Source organism: Rhizobium sophoriradicis (genome assembly GCF_003939025.1).
GTDB classification, from domain to species: domain Bacteria; phylum Pseudomonadota; class Alphaproteobacteria; order Rhizobiales; family Rhizobiaceae; genus Rhizobium; species Rhizobium sophoriradicis.
In genome coordinates this window covers 76,845-95,748 of sequence record NZ_RQIH01000002.1, presented here as the reverse complement: position 1 = coordinate 95,748, position 18,904 = coordinate 76,845, and the positions used below count along the sequence as shown (strand labels likewise).

Below are 18,904 nucleotides of genomic sequence, written 5' to 3'. Positions count from 1 at the left end.
CGATCAGACAATCGCAAACATCGCCTCGAATTCCGCCCGCAACTCAGCCTCATGGGCTGTATCCGGCGCGGCAAAACCTGCTTCTACCGCTTTTGCGCGCGCAAGCGACGCGCCGGCGAGCGGCGGAACGTTTGCCACGACATCCAGCATCTCGTCCATCTTGCCATTGCAATGCAGCACGATATCGCATCCGCCTGCAATGATATTCGCCGCACGCTCGCCGATTGTGCCGGAAAGAGCGTTCATCGAGCTGTCGTCGGAAAGCAGCAGACCGGTAAAGCCGATATGCTGACGGATAACGCCGTCGATCACCTTGCGTGAGGTCGTCGCCGGATTGTCGGGGTCGATGGCGGTGAAGACGAGGTGGCAGGTCATCGCCATCAGCTCGTCCTTCATGGCGATAAAGGGCGGGAAATCATGGGTTTCCAACTCATCGCGCGAGACGGTGACGACAGGCAGTTCCAGATGGGAATCGGCAAAACCGCGACCATGGCCGGGCATATGTTTCATCACAGGCAACAGGCCGCCTGCCTTCAACCCTTCGGCCGCCGCCCGGCCCATGGCGATGACGGTCCCGGGATCGCCGCCATAGGCGCGGTCGCCGATGACATTGCTGCTGCCTTCGACCGGCACGTCGAGCACCGGCAGGCAATCGACATTGATGCCGAGCCGCGCAAGGTCGAAAGCATGCAGCCGCGACATCACCCAGGCGGCGCGCAGGCCGAGTGCTGTGTCGCGGCGATAAAGATCACCGAGCGCCTGACCCGATGGATAACGCGGCAGGACCGGCGGGCGGATGCGCTGGACGCGACCACCCTCCTGGTCGATCAGCACCGGCGCATGCCAACCGACGCTGTCGCGCAGTTCGGCGACAAGATCGGCAATCTGCGAAGCTTCGGAAATGTTGCGCCCAAAAAGGATGAAGCCCCAGGGCCGTTCGCCCCGGTAGAAGGCTTTCTCTTCGGATGTGAGGGCAAGGCCGCTGCAGCCCAGGATCATCGCTTTTGATTCGGTCATTTGGGAATCATAGACCGTCCCGGGCCAAATGCGAGCAAGCGCGGGCGCGATGCACAAAAAAGAGCGGCGGGCCGATCGGCCCGCCGCTCTCACAATTCTGTGACCTGATTTTATTTGGAGATCAGGCAGCTTCCACCGGCTGCGCGATACTTTTCGCAAAGTGCTGCGGCCTCATCCTTGGAGCCGACCGGGATGCGAACACGGTAGAAAGTGCCCTTGCCGGCGATATCGGCCCTGCGGATCTCGTGAGCACGGCCACCCAGCACCCCGGCGAATTTCTTCGAGAGGTTGGCATAGGATTTGTTGGCCTCGTCCTCCGACGGCAGGGACGCGATCTGGAGGCCGTAGCCGCCGGTGGATGCGGCCTGCTGCGGCTGGGCGGCGGCCGGCGCGGCAGAGGCGACCTGCGTCGGCTTCGGCTGCTGCGCGGGCGTGCGGACATTGCCCCTTTCGGTGACGGTGCCGACGACATTGACGGGCTGATCGGCCGGGCGGGCGATCGGAACCGGGGCCGTATCGGCGACCGCCGTCGTCTTGACCGGCCGTACCGGCGCATCGACCGGGGCGGGATTTTCCTGCTGCACATCGGCAGTTGCCGCAGGCGACGGCTGAGCCGGCGCTGCTTCAACAGGTGCTGCCGAACGCGAATCGGCGGAAGCAACCTCGGCGCTTGCCGGGAAGCTTGCAGCCGTTCCGCCGACCGGCGGCACGGCGGGGGTCGACGGCGCGGACTGGGCGGTGACCGGCGGCTGGGCAGACGGCGTTGTCTGGGCAGACTGTGCAGGCGGCTCCGGCTGATCGAGCGGCGCAATCTCCTCGCGGGCGACCAGGGTGCCGTCAGGCTTGACGATCATCGTGCGGACCTTGCGCGGCGAAACGGACGGCGTCTTGTCGGCGCTGCTTGCGGGCGCGTCGTCGGCGTTCGCCTGGTTCGGCAACAGACGCGGATCCTCCGTCTCACCGACCGCAGTCGGCGTGACCCGATCGTCGGCGCCGGCGTTCTCGTCGTCCTCGGGCAGCGCTTCCGGTGTCAGTGTCCGCTGGACGACATCGACGGGCGCCTCGTCGGACGACACGAGCGCCTTCTGCTTCGGATCCTCGGCAGAACCCGCAACCCGATCATAAACGGCCTTGTCCTGGTTGGGCACGGTCTTGCCGCCGGGATTTTCCGGAACGACCTTGACCGGCTCCTTGTCGGCGGTGATCACGCGCGGCTCGCCGGATGCGACAATGCCAAGTCCCTCGCCGTTCCAGACGGAGGAATAGACGCCATAACCGACGCCGGCGAAGACCACGAGCACGACAGCCCCGGCTAGCAACCGGCGCATCGAGCGGGCGCGGCTGAAATCGGCGGCCTGGCTTGCTGACTCGATGCGGACCTCGGAGGTCTCGCGGCGCTCGACCGGCTCGCGCACGCTGCGGCGGAAATCCTCCTCCAGCGCCCGTTCAAAATCGTCGAGGCCGTCGGCAATGGTCGGCTTGACCGGCTTGGCCGCGGCTGCGGTATCCCGGGGCGACGCCGGCATTTCCCGCGGCTTGGCCGGTTCGAAGAAGCTCGCGATCTCCGCGTCGAGATCGAAATCGAAGTCTGCCGTTTTCGCGACCGGAGCAGGTTGCTCGACCGGCGGCAGCGCCGGCACGTGCATGTCGTCGACGGTTTCGGGACGTTCCTCCGGGTCAGAGATCATCGCCGGATCGAAAGGCAGGTCTTCAGTCGATTCTGCGACTGGCGGCGCCCAGTTGAAAGCCGCAACTGGGGCCGGCGGCTCGGGAACGAAAGCCGGCGCGGGTCGTGGAGCGGCAGCGGCGATCGGGCGCATTTCCGGCTGGGGCGCAGGCACCATCGGCTGGGGTGCGGGAGCGACCGCCTGCGGCTGAGGCGCGATGACCGGCGCCTGCGGCTTTGGCTGCGGCGCGGGTTCGGATGCTTCCGAGAAATCGAGATCGGAAAGTTCCAGCTCGATGCCGGCAAGATCCAGCTCGAAATCGTGGCCGGCGAAGGGGTCGTCGGCTTCCGGCACCGGCTGCGGCGCCCGCGAATATGACGGCGCGGCAGGCTGGGGTGCGGCAACCGCAGTAGGCGGCGGCGCGATCGGCCTTACGGCTTCGACAGCATGGGCCGGAGCCGATTCGGCCGGCGCAGGCCGGACGGGCGCTTCGGCCACGGGGGCAGCAGCCACGGGCGCGACGTCGATCGAGGCAGGCTGCGATGTGACAGGCACCGGATTGGTACGCTGCAATACCGGATGCGGCACGGGATAACGCGAGACATCGGCGAGCAGATCGTCGAGATCGAACGTGCCGGCAGTATGCGGCACTTCAGGCACGACCTCGGTCAGCGCCGCATCGGCCTGGATCTCGCCTTCGACGGCGGCGGCAATGAGATCGAAACCGGCGTCGGGCCTAAATTCCTGAAGGTCCTCCTCGATCTCAACGAAATCCTCTGCTTCTGCAATCTCTTCCGGCGCGACCATCTCATCATCGTGACGATCGAGTTCGGCGGGGAAGCCGAGCGACGGAGAAACGGATGCGAACTCCTCGGGAGGTTCGACGGCGGCCGAAGCTTCAATAGCGGCGACGGGCGCCGGCTCCTCGATCACGGGCGCCGGCTCCACCTCGGGAAGATCGGCAAGCGACGTCTCGGCCGGCGCTGCGGCGGTCGGTTCAGCCACCGGCTCGACCCGCTCCGGCTGAACGACCGGCTCCTCGCGTTTGGTCGCATGAAAATTGGCAAGCGGCAGCCGGATGCTGGCAGCCGACCATTGTGGCGCCTTGACAGGCTGCGGCACAGCAGAGACCGGCGCCGCACCGATCGACAATTCGAGCTCTTCGATGAGGTCGCGCGCACCGCCGAAGGCCGATTGCACCGGCGCCTCGAAAGCGGGATCGATGGAGACCGGCTGAGGAGCAACCGCCCAGGCGGCGGCCTGCTCGTCTGCACCGCTTGCGGCAGGTGCGGCAGCTATTTCTTCGACCACAACGGGGGCGACGGAAACCGGCTCGGAAATCTCGGCATGTCCGACAGCGGGAGAGGCATCGAGAACGGGCTCGACATAATCCTCGGGCGCAACCTCGTCGGAAATCGGCTCGGCCGGATGGTCGAGCTCTGCGAGCGGACGCGGCGAATCGTAACGGTCGAATTCGCGCCCGAGCTCATCTTCGAGATCGAAGGCGGGCTCGCGCCGTGCGGCTTCGGTCACCGTATTTGCTGCAACACGCGGTTCGAAGCCGACGATACGAGCAAGCTCGGCCAACGGATCGTCGTCAGCAAACAGATCGTCTCTTCCGCGCGTATCATACGCAAGTTGTTTCTCAGCCATGCTTTTCCCACTCGCAAACGCCAACGCTCAAATGCCAGCGCATTGTGGGGAAATGGTGACGTTATCGCATTTCGTCAGGTGCGGCAGTGCCTGTAATGGCAAGTCCCGACTTCAAAACCGACGCGACGGCGTACACCAGCCCTAGTCTGGCAATACTTGATTCTCGGTTTTTATCATTAACAAATCGTAATTCCGTCTGATCTTTACCTTTGTTCCAGTGCGCGTGGAAGGAACTGGCGAGGTCGTAGAGGTAAAAAGCGATGCGATGCGGCTCCTGCGATTGAGCCGCTGCTTCGACCACACGCGGGAATTCGGCGAGCTTGGCGACGAGCTGCAATTCGGCCGGATCGCCAATGCCAGCAACGGCTTTCGCCAGATCTTCAGACGAAACATCGAGGCCTGGGAAAGCCTCCCTCGCCTGCCGGAAGACCGACATGCAGCGGGCATGCGCATACTGCACGTAAAAAACAGGATTGTCCTTCGACTGTTCCGTCACTTTGGCGAAATCGAAGTCCAGCGGTTCGGAATTCTTGCGGTAAAGCATCATGAAGCGGACCGAATCACGGCCGACTTCCTCGACCACGTCCCGAAGCGTGACGAAATCGCCCGAGCGTTTCGACATCTTCACCGGCTCGCCGTTGCGATAGAGCTTGACCAGTTGGCAAAGCAGCACCGTCAGCTTCGCCTTACCGTCCGAAACACCACGCGCAACCGCTTCCAGGCGCTTGACGTAACCGCCGTGGTCGGCGCCGAGCACATAGATCATCTCGTCGAAACCGCGGTCGAACTTGTTCTTGAAGTAGGCGACATCGGCGGCGAAATAGGTGTAGGAGCCGTCCGACTTGATCAGCGGCCGGTCCATGTCGTCGCCCACCTCGGTCGAGCGGAACAGCGTCTGTTCGCGATCCTCCCAATCCTCAGGCAACTGGCCCTTCGGCGGCGGCAGAGTGCCCTTGTAGACGTAACCCTTGAACGTCAGGTCATTGATCGCCGTGCGGATCGCGGCGGCGCCATTGGCATGCAACGTGCGTTCGGAGAAGAAGATATCGTGATGGACGTTCAACGCCGCCAGATCTTCCCGGATCATCACCATCATCGCACTGATGGTGCGATCCTTGACGATCGGCATCCATTGCACTTCCGGCATGTTATGCAGCCGCACGCCGTAATCGGCGGCAAGCGACTGGCCGACGGGCACGAGATAATCGCCTGGATAGAGACCCGAGGGGATTTCGCCGATCCGTTCCCCGAGCGCTTCGCGATAACGCAGGAAGACCGAGCGGGCGAGCACGTCGATCTGCGAACCGGCGTCGTTGATGTAATATTCCTTCTCGACGCCGTAACCGGCAAAGGCGAGCAGGTTGGCGAGCGCATCGCCGACGACGGCGCCGCGGCAATGACCGACATGCATCGGCCCGGTCGGATTGGCCGAGACATATTCGACGTTGACCTTGCGCCCCTCCCCGAGGGTCGAGCGGCCGTAGTCGGTGCCGGAGGCGATCATCGAGGCGAGCAGCCGCTGCCAATAACCGACGGCGAGACGGATGTTGATGAAGCCGGGACCGGCGACCGAGACATCGGCGACGTCGGCATCCTCTTTGAGCTTGGCGATGATGACATCGGCAAGCGCGCGAGGATTGGACCCGAGCGGCTTTGCCAGGACCATCGCGGCGTTGGTCGCAACATCGCCATGGCTCGCATCGCGCGGCGGCTCGACGGTGATGCGGCCGAAATCGAGCTCGGATCGCTTTTCCCTGACCAGATCGATCTGTTCAAGGGCGGTTTTGATCCTGGCTTCGAAGTCGGTAAAAAGGTTCATCGCACTCTTCCATGCATAGGCTGTGCCAAAGGCGCAAATCGGCCTTCGGCGGGCGACCGCTGCCTATCGCAAATCCGGAGTGTGGTCAAACAATCGCCTGTGGGCACTGATTGCATAGGTGTCGGTCATGCCGGCCAAATAGTCGCCGACATGGCGAGCCTTCGGCGCATCGGCGAGGCCGGCGATATGATCGACCCAGTAATGGCTTTGCATCTCCTTGGGGCTGGCCATGTAGGCGCCGAAAAGATCGGAGACGATCTGGGCGGCGCCGGCGCGGATACGCATGATATCGGGATTGCGGTAGATGCGTTTGAAGAGCATCGCCTTGATTTGCCTGTCGGTTTCGGCCATCGCGTCGGAGAAGGTGGCGATAACCCGGTCGGCAGCGCGAATGTCGGCTGCGCTCTCAGGGCGAAGAAGTGAAAGACGCTGTTGCGCGACGCCGATCACGTCTTCGACCATACGGGTGATCTGCCGGCGCATGATCTCGTGAGTGAAGCGGCTCGGCTCCAGATGCGGGTATCGCGCCCTCACCTCGGCCATCAGCCCGGCCAGAAACGGGATTTCCTCAAGCATGTCGAAAGTCAGGTAGCCGGAGCGCAGGCCGTCATCGATATCGTGGGTATTATAGGCGATATCGTCGGCAATCGCCGCGACCTGGGCCTCGAGGCTGGCGTAGGTTGCAAGCTCGAGATCGTGCAGTTCGCAATAGTCGAGGATCGGCTGCGGAACCGGGCCGCGTGTGCCGACACCATCCGGCGTCAGCAGCGGACCATTGTGCTTGACGAGGCCTTCGAGACTTTCCCACGTCAGGTTGATGCCGTCGAATTCGGCATAACGCCGCTCCAGCTTGGTCACGATGCGCAGCGATTGGGCATTGTGGTCGAAGCCGCCATAGGGCAGCAGCACCTCGTGCAATGCGTCCTCGCCGGTATGGCCGAACGGCGTGTGGCCGAAGTCGTGCACGAGCGCCACGCCCTCGGCCAGATCCTCGTCAAGTTTCAGGGCGCGGGCGAGCGCGCGGGCGATCTGCGCCACCTCGATCGTATGCGTCAGCCGGGTGCGGTAGTGATCGCCATCCTGGGCGATGAAGACCTGGGTCTTGTGCTTCAGCCGGCGGAAAGCCGTCGTGTGGACGATGCGGTCGCGGTCGCGCTGAAAATCGGATCGCGTCGGACTTTCATCCTCCTGATAGAGGCGCCCGCGCGTCGTCCAGGGGTCCGCCGCATAGACCGCCCTTTCGCTGTTGCCGAAACCCAAAGCCCGCCTGTCAACCGTCATTCTTCACCGTCATTCTGCCTGTTGCCGCATCTGCCCATTGACGCCGCTTTGCCCTGTTCATACCTATAGCCCGACGAAACGACAAAGGCGCCCGCCGACCGTTTCGCACATCATGGCCTTTTTGCGAAGATCATGGTAAGTTCTTTTGATATCAGGCATTTGAACATTTCAGTGCCAAAACCCATTCTCTCCGGATCTTGACCCCGGCAGGAGGAAACATGACGGATACGAGTGTAACCCTTTCAGATGCCGCCGCAAAGCGTATCGCTGCGATCATCGGCGCGGAGGCCGGCAAGAGCGCGTTGCGCGTTTCGGTCGAAGGCGGCGGCTGTTCGGGCTTTTCCTATAAGTTCGACCTTGCCGACAGCGCGGGCGACGATGACATCATCGTCGAAAAGAACGACGCGAAAGTGCTGATCGACAGCCTGTCGCTCGTCTATATGGCTGGCTCCGAGATCGACTTCGTCGATAATCTGCTTGGTCAATCCTTCCAGATCAAGAACCCGAATGCGGTGGCAAGCTGCGGCTGCGGCACCAGCTTCTCGATCTGACCTTCCAGAAACATTTCGCTGTGCGAACGAACCGGCCGAAGAAGCGCTTCCGGCCGGTTTATCGTCTTGTCCTGTTGTGAAAGACCACGATAAAAGAAGCGCACGCAGCGAAATAGGACGAAGAGATGAAGATCGCGACTTGGAACATCAACGGCGTCAAGGCGCGCATCGACAATCTGACGCAATGGCTCAAGGATTCCGATCCTGATATAGTCTGCCTGCAGGAGATCAAGACGATCGACGAAGGTTTTCCCAGGCTGGAGATCGAGGCGCTCGGCTATCACGTCGAGACGCACGGCCAGAAGGGCTTCAATGGTGTGGCGATTCTCTCCAAGACTTCGCCTTCCGAAGTCAACCGCGGCCTGCCCGGCGATGCGCTGGATGAACAGTCGCGTTTCCTCGAGGCGGTGTTCACGCTGCCGAACACGCGCATCCTGCGCGTCTGCTGCATCTATTTGCCGAACGGCAATCCCGTCGAAACGGAGAAATATCCCTACAAGCTCGCCTGGATGGAACGCCTGCGGAGCTTTGCCGCAGAGCGCCTCGCCTATGAGGAGATGCTGGTGCTTGCCGGCGATTATAACGTCATCCCTGAGCCGCACGACTGCTTCGACCCCAAGGTCTGGGAAAACGATGCGCTGTTTCTGCCGCAGACGCGGGAGGCATTCCGCAGGCTCGAAAATCTCGGGCTGACGGATGCGGTGCGCGCAACGACGGACGCGACGCGGCTCTATTCCTTCTGGGACTATCAGGCAGGTGCGTGGCCGAAGAACAACGGCATCCGCATCGACCACCTGCTGCTCTCACCGGAGGCTGCCGACCGGATGACGTCGGCGGCGATCGAAAAACATGTGCGGGCCTGGGAAAAGCCGTCCGACCACGTGCCTGTCATCGCCTATTTCGATTTTGCGGCCTGACATTCGCAGCCCATAGCACCGCGTCATTGCAAGCGCGTATCAGGGCGCTGCATCGCAGGCTTCAGTCGGAGCCGCTCGCGATGGCGTGCGACAGCGATACTGCCGTGCGGCGGTCGGCCTCGTTCGCAACCGAGAAAGCCTGCTCCTGCAGGGCTTCCATCCAGCCGCAGTCCTTGGGCTTGCAGCGGTCGAGAGCGGCGGTCATCAGCGCGAGACCGCGGGCCGTCTGGCCTTCGTCGAAGAGAATATTTCCGAAAATTGCCATGGCGCCGGGATGGCCACTCTTGCGCGCCTGGTTCAACCATTTCTTCGCCTGCTGCGGGCTGGCATTGCCGCCCTCGCCGGCCAGCATCATCTGCGCCAGCTGGAACTGAGCTTCGGGAACGCCAAAGGTGGAGGCCACCTGGAAATAAAGCTGGCGTGCCTGGGTGAGATCGATCTTGACCGGGCTGCCGGATATGCCGTGCTTGTAATAATTTGCGAGCGAGAGAAGCGCGTTGACGAAGAAGCCGGTGTCCTCCGAGCCGGGTTCGACACCCTGCTGGGCAATCTCGCTGTAGATCTTGAAGGCTTCGAAATCATCCTGAGTGACGCCGTCGCCGTCGGCATACATATTGGCGAGCGCCCAGCGTGAACCGGTATGGCCTTTTTCGGCGGCATATTTGTAAGCTTCGACCGCCTCCTCCTTCTGTCCGTTTTTGTAGGCCTTGAAGCCGAACTTGAAGAGGTCGAAAGGACCGGATTCCTTGCTGACGTCGCTTTTGATGTCGAAAGCGCGAACCGGGCCAGACATTGCCAGCGCGATCCCTATGCCTATCAGCATGAATTTGAACAACTTGAACTCGGACGTTACCATTTCAACCGATTTCTTTCGTTCATCGCACGCAGCCGGCGCGGGCGCCGGGCAGACGGTCGATGTATTCATTCGAGGCGAGCGATCCCGCGGTGGGCTCCATGGCCCCTTTGCCCGCGTCGCATCCAGCCCATTGGCCGTTTCCCAGCCGAATTTTCAGCATGTCATCTAGAACCACCCGGCTCCCGGCATGGCCCCACTGCAATCTGCCTGGCATTCCTTTGGCAGGCGCGGTATTCGCCTTCCTGCCTTGATCGCTTTGGTAAACAGCAAATGTGACGAAACCAGTATCGGCTTCTCCGCCAAAGCCGCGCTGCTCAGGCGTGTTGGCCGAAAAAACCGGCACTCGACGGATCGACAACCTCGTTGCGAGGCTGGATCTGCGGCCGGAACAGCCTTGTCCAGAGAGCGAAACGGCCGCAATCGAACGAATGTCGCCAATCGCGTCGTATGACCTGCTGTTGCCGGAAAAAAATCGACCCATGCTACTCTTTACACGCACCCTACGTCTGCCGTCTCGTCGCCTGCCAATATCGCTGCGCTCTCTTTGTGGCGGGAAATAGACAAATTCGCCGCGCAGTCACCATATGCCAACCGTCGTAAAAAAGTGTTGCTGAATCGTCACAAAATCGGCGGGGAATAGTATGATTAACGGACGTAAAACAGAAAAGCCCGGCAGTGCCGGGCTCTCAATTCTTCAAACCGGAGTATTAGAACTTGACCTTTAGGCTCGTCGACAGTGCAGTGACCAGATCGTTGCCGAAGGAATAGGAGACATCATCTCCAAAGGTGACACCATTCTGGGTCACAACGCCGGACGATCCGCTCGTCAACAGACCCACGGCGCCGGCGATGCGCCATTCGATATGTTCGGTCGGCGTATAGGCTGCACCGACACCCAGCGTCCAGCTGTCTGTCTGTGCACCATAGCCCTGGCTGGTGCCGCGGTCCCAGGTCAGGCTTACCGCACCGGCCCATTGATCGGTGAACTTGTGGCCGACACCACCGGAGATCGTCCAACCGTCACGATAAAGCAGGTCGAGGGAGGTCAGTTCCGTCGCGCCGCCGGATTTGCAGGCGGCCAATCCCTTTGTCGAGGTCGGGCAGAAAGGCACGGATTGAAGCACACTCCAGTTCGTCCATTTCACCGAGCCGAAGGCGAGCCAGTCTGGAGCAATACCGCTTTGCAACTTCAGCTCAAGTGAATCCGGCGCTTCGGCGGAACCAAAAACAGGTGTGACTTGACCTCCATAAACCGGCACAACTGGAACCTGACGGAGATCAACAGTTCCGGTCAGGTCGTCGTACTTGACGCGGCTGTTATAAACGAGGCTCGCGCGCATCGCATATTCCGGAATCTCATAGGCGAGGCCGGCCCGCCAACCCCAACCGCTATCTTCCAGATCAAGGCGGCCGACGCCCGTGCCTACGCCGAGTAGAAGCGGAAGTGTTGAAACCAGACGTTCCTTGAAGCCCTCGACTTCCTGATAGAAGGCACCGCCGATGAAGCGAAGCTGTCCAGGGCCGACATCGAACCGATAGGAGCAAGTGCCGCCATAGTTGCGGGTCTTGATTTCCGTTTCGATGTTGTTGTTGGCGCCCGCCCAGTTCAGACCAGGATCGGAGTGGCCGCCGAAGGGCTCGGAATAATCGACGAGGCAATCGATCGTATCGGCGAAGCCGGCTTTGAAGCCGACATAGGGAATGGTGTAATTCGACGTCTCGTCGGCGGTGTCCGAACGGGTGTTGAGATTGCCACCCCCAGTTAAGACGGAGGTATTCGTGTCACGGACGTCCTTCAGCTTGCGCTGCGGGGTGACGTAGGTCACACCCGACTGGAACGAAAAAGGCGACGTGTCGAACAGTTGGTCAATATTGTAGCCGCCGCGCTCCAGACCGCCGGCGAAGGACGGCGATGTAAGCGACGAAAGAAGAACGAGCGACGTTACGCCCTTGGAAAACCTACGCGATGCCATTGTGTCTCCCCCACTCCAGCAATTGATGTTGCGCCACTCTAGTAAGTGTTCGCCTGACATGGCAACGCGCCCCACGGCAGCGCTCCCGGGCATTGCAGTGGCCAACTTACGTAAAGAAATTGACGGACACGTCAAAAAATCTGGTTAATAAAATTCTATTCCGAAACCACCGGGTTTCAGTCTCGCTTTTGGGTTTTCATTCCACACATTGCGAAAGCTGTATCAATCCGACAACAGTGGCAGTTTTCGCCCTTGGCATGCCAGCAGAGCCACAATCCACAGGCTCAGGGCCTGAAATCAGCCGCTTTCATGACCGAATCACGCGGGCGCCTAGAACGACAAAAGACGCGCCTTAGCCGGGCGCGTCTTTGAAATGATTTGCCAAAATGGGCAGCGAAACTTATCCGGCTTCGCTCACCCTGGAAAGGGCGATCTTCAGGCTCGCCATCTGACCCTTCAGTTCCTCTAAACGCTCGCGCTCAGCCTCGACCACTTCGGGATTGGCATTGGCGACGAACTTCTCGTTGGAGAGCTTACCGTCGATGCGCGACATCTCGCCTTCCATCTTGCCAATCGCCTTTTCGAGACGCGCCTTTTCCGCGGAAAGGTCGATCAGATTGCCGAGCGGCAGGCAGATGGTGGCCTCGGCGACGACGATCTGGGCTGCTCCCTTCGGCGCATCGTCGGCCAGCGAGATCGCCTCGACACGCGCGAGTCGCTTGATGGCGGCGTCGTGGCGGAACAGCCGTTCGCGGGTCAGGTTGTTGGCCTTGACCACGACGAGCGGCGCTGTGGCCGACGGCGGCACGTTCATTTCGGCGCGCACGGAACGAATGCCGGAGACGAGGTCGATCAGCCAGTTGATCTCGTCGGCAGCCGCGTCGTCAGCATAGGAGGGCGCCGGCCATTCGGCATGGCAGACCAGCGTGTCGCGCTCTTTGCCTTCACCTGCCGTATGCGCCCAGAGCTCTTCGGTCATGAAGGGCATGAAGGGATGCAGCAGCTTGTAGATCTCTTCGAGAATATAGGCGCTGCAGGCCTGGGCTTCGGCCTTGGCGCCTTCGTCCTCGCCGTTGAAGACCGGCTTCAAAAGTTCGAGATACCAGTCGCAGACCTCGTTCCAGACGAAACGATAAAGCGCGCCGGCCGCGTCGTTGAAGCGGAAGGCTTCAAGCGCTTCCGTAACGTCACGTTCCGTACGGGCAAGTTCCGTCAGGATCCAGCGATTGATGGTGAGTTCGGCCGCCTCCGGCACGAAATGCGGATCGCTTTTTGCACCGTTCATCTCGGCAAAGCGCGTGGCGTTCCAGAGCTTGGTGCCAAAATTGCGGTAGCCGGCGATGCGGGCCGGATCGAGCTTCACGTCGCGGCCCTGTGCGGCCATGATCGCCAGGGTGAAGCGCAGCGCGTCGGCGCCGTATTCGTCGACCAGTTCCAGGGGGTCGATGACGTTGCCTTTCGACTTCGACATCTTCTGCCCGTTCTTGTCGCGCACCAGCGCGTGGACATAGACGGTACTGAAGGGCTCAACGGGGTTGCCGTCGTCATCCTTCATGAAGTGCAGGCCCATCATCATCATGCGGGCAACCCAGAAAAAGATGATGTCGAAGCCGGTGACGAGAACGTTGGTCGGATAATAACGGGCGAGTTCCGGCGTTTCGTCCGGCCAGCCGAGTGTCGAGAAGGGCCAGAGAGCGGAGGAGAACCACGTGTCGAGCACGTCCTCGTCCCGCGTCAGGATCTCGCCCGGCTTGAAGTTTTCGAGGAGGTCCTCAACATAGGCCTTCATCGGCCCCTCATGTGAGAGGTAATGCTGGATCGCCGCCTGCAACGCCTCTTCCTCCGTCTTTTCGACGAAGACCTGGCCGTCCGGACCGTACCAGGCGGGGATCTGGTGACCCCACCAGAGCTGGCGGGAAACGCACCAGGGCTGGATGTTTTCCATCCATTCGTAATAGGTCTTGTCCCAGCTCTTCGGCACCATCCTGGTGCGGCCCTCGCGCACCGAAGCGATCGCCGGTTCGGCGAGCGTCTTGGCATCGACATACCATTGCTCGGTCAGCCGCGGCTCGATCGGCACGCCGCCGCGGTCACCGTGCGGGACCATGTGCTTGTGCGGCTCGATCTTGTCGACGAGACCGGCCTCTTCGAAAATCTCGACGATGACCTTGCGCGCAAAGAAACGATCCTGCCCTTCCAGGCGATCCCAGGCGCCGTGCAGCGCCGCCGGATTATCGAGACCTTCGAGGAAATCCTCATTGTCCTTGATGGTAATCGTACCGTCGCCATTCATGATATTGATGATGCGAAGGCCTGCGCGCTTGCCGACGTCGAAGTCGTTGAAATCATGCGCGGGCGTGATCTTCACCGCGCCGCTGCCGGCGGCCGGATCGGCATAGTCGTCGGCAACGATCGGAATCCTGCGGCCGACGATCGGCAGAATGACATGCTTGCCGACAATGCCCTGGTAGCGTTCGTCTTTCGGATTGACGGCAACACCGGTGTCGCCCAGCATTGTCTCCGGCCGTGTGGTTGCGACAACCACATAGTCGCGCGTCTCGAATTCGGTCGGCTTGCCTTCCTCATCGAAAGCGATCGGGAACTGATAGGTGACGCCCTTTTCTAGCGGATAACGCAGGTGCCAGAGATTGCCCTTGACCTCGTGCTGCTCGACTTCGATATCGGAAATTGCCGTCAGCAGCTTCGGATCCCAATTGACCAGACGCTTGTCGCGGTAAATCAGACCTTCCTTGTAGAGCGTGACGAAAACCTCGAGAACGGCCTTCGACAGGCCTTCGTCCATGGTGAAGCGTTCGCGCGACCAGTCGCATGAGGCACCCAGGCGCTTCAGCTGATTGAAGATCAGGCCGCCCGATTCAGCCTTCCACTCCCAGACCTTGTCGATGAAGGCGTCGCGGCCCATGTCGCGGCGGCCCGGCAGCTGCTGTTCCATCAGCTTGCGCTCGACGACCATCTGCGTGGCGATGCCGGCGTGATCCATGCCCGGCTGCCAGAGCACGTTCTTGCCGCGCATGCGCTCGAAACGCACCAGGATGTCCTGCAGCGTGTTGTTGAGCGCATGGCCCATATGCAGCGAACCGGTGACATTCGGCGGCGGGATGACGATGGTGAAGGTCTCGGCCCCGGGCTTGGCGTTGGCGCCAGCGCGGAAGGCGTCCTCTTCATCCCATTTCGCTGCGATTTTTGGTTCGACGGCGGCGGAATCATAGGTCTTGTCGAGCATTTTCTGACCAATTTTCGAGGTTCGAGGGTGGCGTTTGTAAATAGGATGGCCACGGCCAAGTCAATAAAAAAGCCGCCCCGGAGACCGGAGCGGCTTTTCCAAGAAAAAGCAATCCGATCAACGGCGCGGGCCGCGCGCCACGCGCTCGATTTCCTCGCGCACCAACCGCTCGACCAGCGTCGGCAGATTATCATCAAGCCATTCGCGCAGCATCGGGCGCAGCATGTCCTCTGCGATTTCATCCAGCGAGCGGCGCTCCGCGCCGTCGATCGCCGCAGCAAGCTCCTCGAAGGAACGGCTGATCTGCAGACCGGCATCTTCGGAGAGAAGCGTCGACTGGACCTCATCGACAACGCTCGGCAGGAAGCGCTCGGTCGACGAACCGGCGGGCTCTAAGGCAGGCGGCGCCGTTTCGACGACCGGGGCCGGCTCGGCGACGGCCACCCGTGGCGTTTCGACAGGAGCCGGCTCGGCCGGCTGCTGAATGCCATGCGGCGGAACGGGTGCTGCAGCGGCCGGGAAAACGGGCTGGACCGGCTGCGGCTGCGGCGCCGTCGCGCGCGACGGTTCCGGCGTCACGGCCGGCTGCGGTTCGGGCTGACGGAAGCCGCTCGGAATTTCCCGCAGGGCCTGACCGGCCTGCACGGCACTGCGCTCGGAGGCGGCGCGCACGCGGGCGGCGACATCGGCAAGCGACAGGGCGCGGGCCGGCGCTTCCGTCTCGGGGGCGGTCCCGGCCGAATTGGCGGCGACGAAACGCGGATCGGAAGAGCGCATGGCCGGCTCGGGGAACTCGACGCCGGCATAGGTGTCATCGACGGTCAGATGGATCTCGGAGCCGTTCACGTCCTCGTCGGAGCCGTAAACCGGCGGCAGGGATGCGGAAATCGCCTTGCCGGCGCCGGGTTCATTGCTTTCGATGATCTGGCGGATGGACGCCAGAATTTCTTCCATGGACGGTTCACGCGCTACACTTGGCTGAGCCATATCTATCCCCGTTATCCCAAAACAACGACCGGATGGTGTGGAGCGTTCATCCGAATCACCACGACCTTAGAATACCCCAGACGTGAAAAAAATCATCGCGAATCAAATGAATGCGGCCATGCACAGTTTTGTTACCCAATGAATGCCGTCGGCAATTCGCGGCCGAGGCGTCAGGATAAATGATGTTTGTGAAGGGTTTCCGGCAGCGCGAACGACTCCGCCCGGAAATCGGAATCGATCTTGAGGGCGGATGCGCTGATGCAAACTGTCACAGCGTCCTTTGCGCGTCTGAAAAGACACGCGGCGCGCAAATAAAAGCGGGCGCCATCGGCGCCCGTCGCTGCAATTCGTCGAGGAGACCAGCGTCAGAAAACGAATTCGCGCGCCTTGGCGAAACCCGGCAGCGGCTTGACTGAAGCATTGAAGAAGACGTTCTCCGAAATGGCGCCGCGCTCGGCGACGAAGACCTTGGCGCGGGCGGCATTGCCATGACCTTCGACCGTGACCAGACGGCCGCCATCGCGCAATTGGCCGAGAAGAGCGGCCGGAACTTCCTCGACCGCGCCATTGATAAAGATCAGATCATAGGGAGCGCCGGCAGCGTAGCCCATTTCGAGCGGGCCGGTGACAACTTCGACCTTGCCGTAGCCGGCAAGCTTTTCCTTCGCCTCGGCGGCCAGACCCTCGTCGCATTCGAGCGCGATGACCGAGCCGGCGATAATCGACAGCAGCGCCGATGTGTAACCGGTGCCGCAACCGACTTCGAGCACGAAATCATCCTTGCTGATAGCAGCGAGCTGCAGCAGCTTGGCGAGTGGCGAAGCTTCCATCAGGAAGCGGGCCGGCTTGCCCGGTGCGGCAGCGGAGATCTCGACATCGTTGTCGACATAGGCCAGGAGCTTTGCCTTCTCCGGCACGAAAGCCTCACGCGGCACCGTGAGAAACGCCGTCAGCACGGAATGCGAGGTCACGTCGGTCGTGCGAACTTGGTTGTCGACCATCTTTGCGCGCGCTGCTTCGAAATCCATCATGTCCTCTCGCTCTTGAAAGCGGTTCCTGTCCCCCGTCTCTTAATCTCCGACACGAATGCTTTCAAGGCTTGGCAGCAGTCGGCGAAAAGAATCCGGCGGACGCCTCTTTCGAGCCACAGGAGGGGAAAGGCGCTGCAGACCAAACATGGAATCCCCTGCCCCTTCATGGTATGATTTGCAGCGGAGGAAATGGGAGGAGCAGGCCATGTCTGCGATTTTCGAATATCTGACGCTGTTCGATTTCTTCATCCTCGCAGCGCTCATCGGCATCTTCTGTTGCAGGTTGCTGGACGGTGAAACAAGCTGAGGAGCGCGCGCTGCGGCATGGAGCCGCTGGCGCCGGTCACGATCTCATCCGGGCGGACGCGGGCTGCGCACGCCGGTTGGCATAGGCTGGACCGAGCGGCGGCTGCAATTCGGCGCGATAGCCTTGAAATATCAAGGTTTCACAATCATTTATCAGCGGTGGGGAAATATTGGAGGCCTCGCCCGGAATTGAACCGGGGTACAAGGATTTGCAGTCCTCTGCGTCACCACTCCGCCACGAGGCCTCACATGCTCATCATCTGAGCCGTGGCGAGCGTTTAGAATGATCGTAAGGAAATCGCAAGAGGGCATTTTGCAAAAACGCCATTCCGCGGCAGCCGAGAAGACCATTTTTCCATCCCGGGACACGCCGCGGCCCAGGCTGAAACTTCCTCTCGGCGATCACGCCCTGTTTCGCACCAACCACAGCATTTGAACCAACTCTTAACTTGACTTCGGACGCCTACCCGCCATCTTCCGCCCCGGGAGGGTATAGGAGCTGCTGTATGAAATGGGCTGCCCTCAAGTCAAATCAGGGACGTGCGGCGTATAACGCCGAAACCGGCGATCTCCGCGTAAAGTTCTCCGGTTCCGCGGCGGTACGACATGCCGACATTCCGCCGCATGTCTACCAGAACCTGCTGGAAACGAACGATCCCCATTTCTATTACCAGTACTATATCGCGCCATCGCGCGTCTCGCCGGCTCGTCGAGGGCCGATCTCGATGGTCTCCTACGGACTGAAGCTCGTTCTGCTTCTGGCCGCCTGCAGCCTGTTGATGGCAACCGATCTCGATCCGGGCCATGACGTGATTTTCGAGGAAAGCCAACTGAGATCGAATTAGAACCGCGTGCGCCCCCGGGTCCATGCGTCTCGATCCCGACAGCCTGCAGCGCGCAATCAGGCAACGATGCTGACCGTCGCAAGCGAGGTCCTGCTCCGGGAGCGGTAGCGGCGATCGTCCCGGCCACGGTCGTTCTCGCCGTCGCGCTCATTGCGGCCGTTAAAATTGCGATAGTTGCGAGGCCCGCTATATCCGCCGCCCTGGCCTTGATCGATGACGCAGCCTTCCGGACGGCGGCAAATACCGCCGGCGTCAAATCCGCGGCTGTCGACGGGTTGGGCTCCGGCGGACCTCGCCGAAAGAATCGCCGCCGCTGACAGGACGACAATCAAGAACACTTTCATTACCTCACCCTCGGTAGTGCCGTGTTGGCGCAAGCGATCCGCACTCCCGCGGGGCTCTGCGGTGATCAGCCTCATCCGGCCGGTCTTCCCCGCTTATGCCACCAGACTGCCAGCCGGCGTCGAAGCCTGCGCGCTATGGGAAGATCATGCGAGAGCACCAGGAGGCCGAGCGGTATCATCCAGAAACCCAGGATCGGAAGAAAGCCCAGGAAGCCGCACAAGACGAGGGCCACGCCGATTGCCATCCGCCCGATGCGCGAACGCGGCATACCGATGCTGAAGGAGCCGAGCATAAGCCTGTGGCTAGCGTGATCGATGCCGAAGCGCCGTGCCCGCACCCTGCGCTTCTCGCTACCCGTGTTCTGGCGATCATCCCTTTTTGTCATTTCCCAGAGATGGGCATAAGCCACCCA

15 protein-coding genes and 1 tRNA gene are annotated in these 18,904 nt (G+C 61.3%); 3 read left to right on the top strand and 13 right to left on the bottom strand.

Features of this window, described 5'->3' with window-relative positions; genetic code table 11:
• Positions 1 to 3 precede the first annotated feature (3 nt).
• The 4 genes from nagZ to EFR00_RS02755 all read right to left on the bottom strand — a co-directional run bounded on the left by nagZ (position 4) and on the right by EFR00_RS02755 (position 7,437).
• Positions 4 to 1,017 carry a beta-N-acetylhexosaminidase gene (nagZ, locus tag EFR00_RS02770; protein WP_077994098.1) on the bottom strand — a complete coding sequence of 338 codons (1,014 nt, stop codon included), beginning with the start codon at positions 1,015 to 1,017 and terminating at the stop codon, positions 4 to 6.
• Positions 1,018 to 1,127: 110 nt separating this feature from the next.
• Positions 1,128 to 4,337: an SPOR domain-containing protein gene (locus EFR00_RS02765; protein ID WP_077993965.1), complete on the bottom strand. Its 3,210-nt coding sequence runs from the start codon at positions 4,335 to 4,337 to the stop codon at positions 1,128 to 1,130.
• A gap of 61 nt (positions 4,338 to 4,398) precedes the next feature.
• Positions 4,399 to 6,156: an arginine--tRNA ligase gene (argS, locus tag EFR00_RS02760; RefSeq protein WP_077993966.1), complete on the bottom strand. Its 1,758-nt coding sequence runs from the start codon at positions 6,154 to 6,156 to the stop codon at positions 4,399 to 4,401.
• Between the two features lie 63 nt (positions 6,157 to 6,219).
• A complete protein-coding gene (locus EFR00_RS02755; protein ID WP_077993968.1) occupies positions 6,220 to 7,437 on the bottom strand; it encodes a deoxyguanosinetriphosphate triphosphohydrolase in 1,218 nt (405 codons plus the stop codon).
• Positions 7,438 to 7,655: 218 nt separating this feature from the next.
• Here EFR00_RS02755 and erpA point away from each other — a divergent pair, with 218 nt between their 5' ends.
• Together erpA and xth are read left to right on the top strand one after the other, a co-directional pair.
• Positions 7,656 to 7,988 (top strand): iron-sulfur cluster insertion protein ErpA, encoded by a 333-nt coding sequence (gene erpA, locus EFR00_RS02750; protein ID WP_009996185.1) that lies wholly within the window; start codon positions 7,656 to 7,658, stop codon positions 7,986 to 7,988.
• 125 nt (positions 7,989 to 8,113) lie between these two features.
• The gene (gene xth, locus EFR00_RS02745; RefSeq protein WP_039619369.1) at positions 8,114 to 8,905 is read left to right on the top strand and encodes an exodeoxyribonuclease III; all 792 of its coding nucleotides are present in this window, start codon (positions 8,114 to 8,116) and stop codon (positions 8,903 to 8,905) included.
• Positions 8,906 to 8,966: 61 nt separating this feature from the next.
• On the opposite strand, the gene exoR is transcribed toward xth, so the two are convergent.
• From exoR to EFR00_RS02710, 7 genes are all read right to left on the bottom strand, one after another.
• The gene (gene exoR / locus EFR00_RS02740; RefSeq protein ID WP_009996187.1) at positions 8,967 to 9,761 is read right to left on the bottom strand and encodes an exopolysaccharide production regulator ExoR; all 795 of its coding nucleotides are present in this window, start codon (positions 9,759 to 9,761) and stop codon (positions 8,967 to 8,969) included.
• A 19-nt stretch (positions 9,762 to 9,780) separates the two neighbouring features.
• Entirely contained in the window at positions 9,781 to 10,242 is a 462-nt protein-coding gene (locus EFR00_RS02735; protein WP_077993969.1) for a hypothetical protein, read from the bottom strand.
• Positions 10,243 to 10,468: 226 nt separating this feature from the next.
• A complete protein-coding gene (locus EFR00_RS02730) occupies positions 10,469 to 11,734 on the bottom strand; it encodes an OmpP1/FadL family transporter (protein WP_077993970.1) in 1,266 nt (421 codons plus the stop codon).
• A gap of 400 nt (positions 11,735 to 12,134) precedes the next feature.
• A complete protein-coding gene (locus EFR00_RS02725; RefSeq protein ID WP_077993972.1) occupies positions 12,135 to 14,978 on the bottom strand; it encodes a valine--tRNA ligase in 2,844 nt (947 codons plus the stop codon).
• A gap of 117 nt (positions 14,979 to 15,095) precedes the next feature.
• Complete coding sequence (locus tag EFR00_RS02720) at positions 15,096 to 15,965, bottom strand: DUF2497 domain-containing protein (RefSeq protein ID WP_077993974.1); 870 nt, start codon at positions 15,963 to 15,965, stop codon at positions 15,096 to 15,098.
• Positions 15,966 to 16,330: 365 nt separating this feature from the next.
• On the bottom strand, positions 16,331 to 16,996 hold the full coding sequence (locus EFR00_RS02715; protein WP_009995508.1) for a protein-L-isoaspartate O-methyltransferase family protein: 666 nt from the start codon (positions 16,994 to 16,996) through the stop codon (positions 16,331 to 16,333).
• A 477-nt stretch (positions 16,997 to 17,473) separates the two neighbouring features.
• Positions 17,474 to 17,547: transfer RNA gene (locus EFR00_RS02710), tRNA-Cys, on the bottom strand.
• A gap of 261 nt (positions 17,548 to 17,808) precedes the next feature.
• On the opposite strand from EFR00_RS02710, the gene EFR00_RS02705 reads away from it, so the two are divergent.
• A complete protein-coding gene (locus tag EFR00_RS02705; protein ID WP_009995503.1) occupies positions 17,809 to 18,147 on the top strand; it encodes a KTSC domain-containing protein in 339 nt (112 codons plus the stop codon).
• Between the two features lie 56 nt (positions 18,148 to 18,203).
• Here EFR00_RS02705 and EFR00_RS02700 read toward each other — a convergent pair whose 3' ends face one another.
• Both EFR00_RS02700 and EFR00_RS02695 read right to left on the bottom strand, forming a co-directional pair.
• On the bottom strand, positions 18,204 to 18,491 hold the full coding sequence (locus EFR00_RS02700) for a hypothetical protein (protein WP_009995501.1): 288 nt from the start codon (positions 18,489 to 18,491) through the stop codon (positions 18,204 to 18,206).
• Between the two features lie 71 nt (positions 18,492 to 18,562).
• Positions 18,563 to 18,877 carry a PGPGW domain-containing protein gene (locus EFR00_RS02695; protein WP_077994101.1) on the bottom strand — a complete coding sequence of 105 codons (315 nt, stop codon included), beginning with the start codon at positions 18,875 to 18,877 and terminating at the stop codon, positions 18,563 to 18,565.
• Positions 18,878 to 18,904 lie beyond the last annotated feature (27 nt).

What these genes read in the sequence shown, in the direction of transcription:
- nagZ (WP_077994098.1), bottom strand. Translation starts at nt 1,017, where the DNA reads ATGACCGAATCAAAAGCGATGATCCTGGGCTGCAGCGGCCTTGCCCTC.
- EFR00_RS02765 (WP_077993965.1), bottom strand. Translation starts at nt 4,337, where the DNA reads ATGGCTGAGAAACAACTTGCGTATGATACGCGCGGAAGAGACGATCTG.
- argS (WP_077993966.1), bottom strand. Translation starts at nt 6,156, where the DNA reads ATGAACCTTTTTACCGACTTCGAAGCCAGGATCAAAACCGCCCTTGAA.
- EFR00_RS02755 (WP_077993968.1), bottom strand. Translation starts at nt 7,437, where the DNA reads ATGACGGTTGACAGGCGGGCTTTGGGTTTCGGCAACAGCGAAAGGGCG.
- erpA (WP_009996185.1), top strand. Translation starts at nt 7,656, where the DNA reads ATGACGGATACGAGTGTAACCCTTTCAGATGCCGCCGCAAAGCGTATC.
- xth (WP_039619369.1), top strand. Translation starts at nt 8,114, where the DNA reads ATGAAGATCGCGACTTGGAACATCAACGGCGTCAAGGCGCGCATCGAC.
- exoR (WP_009996187.1), bottom strand. Translation starts at nt 9,761, where the DNA reads ATGGTAACGTCCGAGTTCAAGTTGTTCAAATTCATGCTGATAGGCATA.
- EFR00_RS02735 (WP_077993969.1), bottom strand. Translation starts at nt 10,242, where the DNA reads ATGGGTCGATTTTTTTCCGGCAACAGCAGGTCATACGACGCGATTGGC.
- EFR00_RS02730 (WP_077993970.1), bottom strand. Translation starts at nt 11,734, where the DNA reads ATGGCATCGCGTAGGTTTTCCAAGGGCGTAACGTCGCTCGTTCTTCTT.
- EFR00_RS02725 (WP_077993972.1), bottom strand. Translation starts at nt 14,978, where the DNA reads ATGCTCGACAAGACCTATGATTCCGCCGCCGTCGAACCAAAAATCGCA.
- EFR00_RS02720 (WP_077993974.1), bottom strand. Translation starts at nt 15,965, where the DNA reads ATGGCTCAGCCAAGTGTAGCGCGTGAACCGTCCATGGAAGAAATTCTG.
- EFR00_RS02715 (WP_009995508.1), bottom strand. Translation starts at nt 16,996, where the DNA reads ATGATGGATTTCGAAGCAGCGCGCGCAAAGATGGTCGACAACCAAGTT.
- EFR00_RS02705 (WP_009995503.1), top strand. Translation starts at nt 17,809, where the DNA reads ATGAAATGGGCTGCCCTCAAGTCAAATCAGGGACGTGCGGCGTATAAC.
- EFR00_RS02700 (WP_009995501.1), bottom strand. Translation starts at nt 18,491, where the DNA reads ATGAAAGTGTTCTTGATTGTCGTCCTGTCAGCGGCGGCGATTCTTTCG.
- EFR00_RS02695 (WP_077994101.1), bottom strand. Translation starts at nt 18,877, where the DNA reads ATGACAAAAAGGGATGATCGCCAGAACACGGGTAGCGAGAAGCGCAGG.